We start from the raw sequence: 4749 nt of genomic DNA on the forward strand, positions 1-4749 counted from the left end.
GGGATGAAGCCTGGTTCGAGCGCCCACGCCTGGAACCCTTCGCGCTGCCACGCCTCACGCAATGCCGGCGTCACGGCGCGTCACCTTTGGCGTGCGCCGTTCGCGCGGACTCGATCGCATCGTCCAGTCGATCATTGCCCCAGAACATCTCGCCGGCGACGAAGAACGTCGGCGCACCGAAGATTCCTCGGGCTTTCGCCTCTTCGGTGCGCGCACGCAGTTGCGCCTTCACGTCGTCCGATTGCGCGCCCTCGATCAGCGCATCGGCTGGAAGGCCGAGGCCGAACAGCACGTCGTGCACGACCGGCACTTGCTGAATGTCCTCATCGGCCGCGAAGTTGCGCGACATCATTTCGCGGCAGAAGCGGCCGATCCACGGTTGCTGCGCGCCCATGGTGGCCACGCGCATGGGCAGCAGCGCCACGCGCGGGAAGACCGAGGGTTGGCGCCAGGGGATGCCGAACTTGCCGCACTGGCGCGCCATGTCCTTCCAGACGTAGACACCTTTTTCGCGTTGAAGCACGAAAGGCGAACTCGTCCAGCCGAAAGACTTGAAGATCGGCCCCAGCAGGAACGGGCGCCATTCGATCGGCACGCTGGCGTGCGCGGCGATACGCTCGATACGCATGACAGAGAGATAGCTGTAGTTGCTGCCGAACTCGAACCAGAATTCGAGCGGAGTGGATCGGTTTTCGGTGGTCACGGCGGCTCCCGGGGCGTATCGATCCGACGGTCGGCCGGTCATTCGAAGGTCACGAGGCAACGAACCTCGATGCTCTCTCGCAAGGGCGCATCGGGCGGCGCATCAGGGAGATCGAAGGCAGCGTGAGGCGTGAAGCGCGCAGCAACCTCGGGATCGGAATCGAACTGCTTGAACACGAGCGCTTCGCCACGGTCCATGGCGGCGAAGTAGGACCACTCGGCCAGCGTTGTTCGTGATCAACCCGGCCGGCGACACCCAGATCATCGACATCTCCAACGCTCCTTTCGCCCGCCCGGATCTGAAGTCGCTGCTGAAGGGAATCCAGTTCGTGATGAGCAACGACTACCCGATCCGGGGGCGGGCCTGAGCGGTTGATCCGTCCGGGCAGGGCCGAATGCAGCGGGGCGCATCAGCGGCACAAAGCTCAGGGGATCTCGCCGACCTCATGCAGCATCGACTCGATCTCTTCCGCGAGGATGTCAGGGTGATCCTCCGGCGTGAAGTGCCGGCCTCCCGCGATCCGGCGCAGCGGTGCAAGGAGATCTCGAGCGAAGCGCTCGCCTTATCGAAGTTTCTGGAACGGATCGGTGTCCCGCGCAAATCTCCTTGCTGCGAGCGGCAGGCCGGCCTTCCTGAGTGTCCGGCGACGAGCCGTTCTTGAACTTGTTATGCGACGGTGCGTCGTCGGCCCTCACTGACGCTGAATGTTCGTGTCGTCGGTCCTCATCATCAGCGTTCACCACCGAAGAACCCGCGGGCCCAGAAGCGTGCCCACACCCGCGACCAATCCGATACCCAGCGAGTACCACACCGCCACGAAAACCGCGGACGTTTCGGGGCAGGTCAGCGCATAACCCCCGGCCCCCAAGGCGCCGGCCAGCAGGCCGGCGGCACAACCGGCCGCGTGCGGCCGCGTTGGCGCGAGTCCCCGCAGCGCCCACAGGATGCCGGCCAGCGCCGGCATCGACAGCGCGAGCACGTTCCAGGGGCAGGCGCCCCACGATGAGCCGAACAGCGCCCCGAGGCGGTCGGCTTCGGGCGTCGTCGCCCAAGCGGTAGCTCCCAGCGCCGCCATCGCAAGCAACACGGCTGCGACCAGCCGCGTGGGCATGGCCGGCCTCGACACCGGCCGTGCCAGCCGCGCTGCCAGCCACCCTGCCGGCAGTGCCAGCAGGCCGGCGTAGGCCAGCTTGATCCAGGGTGCGGGCGTGTCCAGGATTTCTTGGGGGAGTGGACCCATCAATGCCAGCGCCAGCGCCGCGCTGACCGACACACCGAATGCGCCGGCAGGGATCAGGCGCCGGGCGGCCACGGCCCGCGGTGCAGGCCCCGCGCCCCGCGCCAGCATCTCGATCAAGTGATCCGTCTTCATGCTTTTCCCCTGACCAGAACCGCCAGCCGTTTGAGACCCCGGTGCACCTGAACCTTGATCGCCGATTCCGAAGCGCCGGTGCGCTGCGAAGCTTCGGCCACCGACAAGCCTTGCAACTTGGTGAGCACGATCGCAAGCCGTTGCGCCTCGGGGAGTTCGTCGAGCAGCTTGGCCAGCTCGCGCTGTGCCTCGCCTTGCGATGCTGCCGTGGCGGGCAGCACGGCTTCGTCGACCTCGTCCAGCGGATCGTGCAGCGCGTCCTGCCGGGCACGGCGGCGCCACAGATCCACCAACTTGTGGCGGCCAATGGCCAGCACCCAACTGCTGACGGGCAGCGCCGGGTCGTAGGTGCCACGCTGCAGGTGCAGCGCGAGCAGGGTTTCCTGCACCAGATCCTCCACATCGTCCGGCAAGCTCTGCATGCGGCGACGAAGATAAGCGCGCAGCCGGGTGGCAATGCGCGCGAGCGCCTCGCGATACGCCGCTTCGTCACCCGACTGGGCGTGCAACCAGAGCGGCTTCAGGCCGGACTCGAAGTCGTTCTGGTGGGCGTCATCGGACATTTCGTCGCGCGGGTCGTTTTCGTTACAGCGAGCCGACGCCGGCCGAGGAAACGGCCGCACGAGACAACACACTTCGCACGATTGTGCTGCCGGTGCAGCCCGCGCCCTCGCACCGGCAGCTCGACGGCAACGATGCACGACGTGCTCCGCCTGTCCTGCCCGCAGAACTCTTTGCGCCTTTGCAAGTGCTCCGATGAGCAAGGCACCCTATCAGCGGCGGGTGTGCCGCGCCAGCCAGTGGTCCATCGACAAGGCGCCCGGCCCGCGCGCCATCAGCCACAGCAGCACCGCCGCCCAGACCCCGTGCGTGGCGTAGGCGCCGGGGTACACCAGCAGCTGGATTACCGCCGTCATCACCAGCAGCCCGAGCGCTGCGAAGCGCGTACCCAGGCCCAGCAGGATCAGCAGCGGCAGCGCATGCTCGCCCACGGCGGCCAGCACGGCCGCCAGCTCGGGCGACAGCAGAGGCAGCCGGTACTCGTCACGGAACAGGTCGACGGCCGATGAAGACAGCCGGGGCACTCCGAACGCGAAGCTGCCGCCGACGATGTCGATCGCCAGGCCTTCGATCTTGGTCTGGCCCGACTTCCAGAACACCGCCGCGATCGAGAAACGCGCCAGCAGGGCGATCAGCGATTCGGGGATGCGGGCCATTGCAGCGTTGAAGCCGGCCACGAGCGAGGCGAGCGAGTGATGCGACGTGGCGGCCGTGCCGATGGCGCGCGGGGTCGATGAGGAGTTCGTCACGAGTCGTCTCCGGTGGGGTGCCACGCGACGATGGCGTAGTGGGCGATGAGCAGAGACAGGGCGGCTGCCAGGTCGAAGGCCGGATCGCACGCCATCGCCGCGGAAGCCGCCTCCCCCAGGGGACGGCCTTCGATCAGCAAGCGGAAGAGCCGTCCTGCGGCCAGGGGCACGGGCAGCACGGTGGCGTCGTCGTCGTGGCGCAAGACCAGCGCGGCCTCGGGTTCGTCCAGGTCCACGTCCTCGATGTGTCCGCCTCCCTGGTGCGCGGCCCACAGGGACACGACGGCAAAAGGCGAATCGAACAGGCTCGCCGAGGGGTGCAGCCGCAGGCGCGCCGCGGGCAGACGCTGCGGGTCGGCCAGCCGCGCGGCCATGGCATGCGCAGCCAGCGGTGCCTCGTCGGCGGCGTGGTACGCGCGAGCCCGTGCGCGCTCCAGGCGGGCCATGTCGGGCAGATAGGGCAGTGCGCCGGCCGGCTCGAAGTGCCGCAGCCAGTCCGCAAAGGTGTCGCCGTAGTCGGCCAGCACCGGCGAACGCGGCGGGTGCTGTGCCACGTAGATGCGCGCCATGGCGGAGAAGAAGGCTTCGCCGACCAGTTCGCGCACGACCGGAAAGCTCCCGGCCAAGGCCGACACCAGCGACACCACCACGTTGTTGCGATAGACCGCAAAGCGCGGCGCGGGGTCGGCGCCGTTCCATGCGATGAGGCCCTGCGGCATGGGGCGCTCGGGGTCGAGCAGCGCGGCCGCGAAGGCCTGCTGCATCCGAAGGGCAGGCGGCTCGATCATGCGGCCCGCGGATCGACGGTCGATGGCCGGCACACCCCGGCCCGCTGGCGTGCAAGGGCCGCCTCGGCTTCGAGCACCGGCCAGGCCGGAATGTCGTTGTCGCGCTCGATCAGCGTCGGCACCGGGCCCAGGCGCTCGAGGGTCCGTGAGTACAAAGCCCAGACCGTGTCGTCCACGGGCGCCGCGTGGTCGTCGATGAGCAAGCGGTCGCCGGCGCCGTCGCGGTCTTCGGCGAAACCCGCGAGGTGGATCTCGCCGACCGTGCCGACCGGCACCGCATCGACGAGTGCGGCGATGAAGGCCCAGGGGTCGCGGCCGTGGTTCACGCCGCTGACGTAAGCGTTGTTCACATCCAGCAGCAGGCCGCAGCCGGTGGGGCGCACCACCTCGGCCAGGAACTGCGCCTCGTCCATCGACGACGAGGCGAACTCGACATAGGTGCTCGGGTTCTCGAGCAGCAGGCGGCGACGCAAGTGGTGCTGCGTCTGATCGACGTGCTCGCATACGCGCTGCAAGGTCGACAAGTCGTAGGGCAGCGGCAGCAGGTCGTTGAGCCACATGCCGCCGTGGCTGGAC

Annotated in this window: 8 protein-coding genes; 1 reads left to right on the top strand and 7 read right to left on the bottom strand. The window is 68.3% G+C overall.

Features of this window, described 5'->3' with window-relative positions; translation table 11 throughout:
• Positions 1-70: 70 nt before the first annotated feature.
• Positions 71-703, bottom strand: a complete 633-nt coding sequence (locus tag H0W38_RS16750; RefSeq protein ID WP_292456146.1) for a 2-hydroxychromene-2-carboxylate isomerase — start codon at positions 701-703, stop codon at positions 71-73.
• Between the two features lie 38 nt (positions 704-741).
• Entirely contained in the window at positions 742-900 is a 159-nt protein-coding gene (locus tag H0W38_RS16755) for a hypothetical protein (protein WP_367162277.1), read from the bottom strand.
• Positions 901-935: 35 nt separating this feature from the next.
• Between H0W38_RS16755 and H0W38_RS16760 the strand changes: the two genes are divergently transcribed.
• Entirely contained in the window at positions 936-1070 is a 135-nt protein-coding gene (locus H0W38_RS16760) for a hypothetical protein (RefSeq protein ID WP_292456148.1), read from the top strand.
• Positions 1071-1439: 369 nt separating this feature from the next.
• On the opposite strand, the gene H0W38_RS16765 is transcribed toward H0W38_RS16760, so the two are convergent.
• The 5 genes from H0W38_RS16765 to H0W38_RS16785 all read right to left on the bottom strand — a co-directional run.
• Positions 1440-2075, bottom strand: coding sequence for a DUF1109 domain-containing protein (locus tag H0W38_RS16765; RefSeq protein WP_292456150.1), 636 nt, complete (start codon positions 2073-2075; stop codon positions 1440-1442).
• Entirely contained in the window at positions 2072-2638 is a 567-nt protein-coding gene (locus tag H0W38_RS16770) for a sigma-70 family RNA polymerase sigma factor (protein WP_292456153.1), read from the bottom strand. The genes H0W38_RS16765 and H0W38_RS16770 overlap by 4 nt, the downstream gene beginning before the upstream one ends.
• A gap of 210 nt (positions 2639-2848) precedes the next feature.
• The gene (locus H0W38_RS16775; RefSeq protein WP_292456159.1) at positions 2849-3292 is read right to left on the bottom strand and encodes a DoxX family protein; all 444 of its coding nucleotides are present in this window, start codon (positions 3290-3292) and stop codon (positions 2849-2851) included.
• Between the two features lie 89 nt (positions 3293-3381).
• Entirely contained in the window at positions 3382-4173 is a 792-nt protein-coding gene (locus H0W38_RS16780) for a DNA-binding domain-containing protein (protein WP_292456155.1), read from the bottom strand.
• On the bottom strand, positions 4170-4749 hold a 580-nt coding region (locus H0W38_RS16785), incomplete at its 5' end, for a DUF692 domain-containing protein (protein ID WP_292456158.1). The genes H0W38_RS16780 and H0W38_RS16785, both read right to left, overlap by 4 nt.

Origin of the sequence: Methylibium sp. (genome assembly GCF_013817365.1) — a bacterium.
Taxonomy (GTDB): Bacteria; Pseudomonadota; Gammaproteobacteria; order Burkholderiales; family Burkholderiaceae_C; genus Methylibium.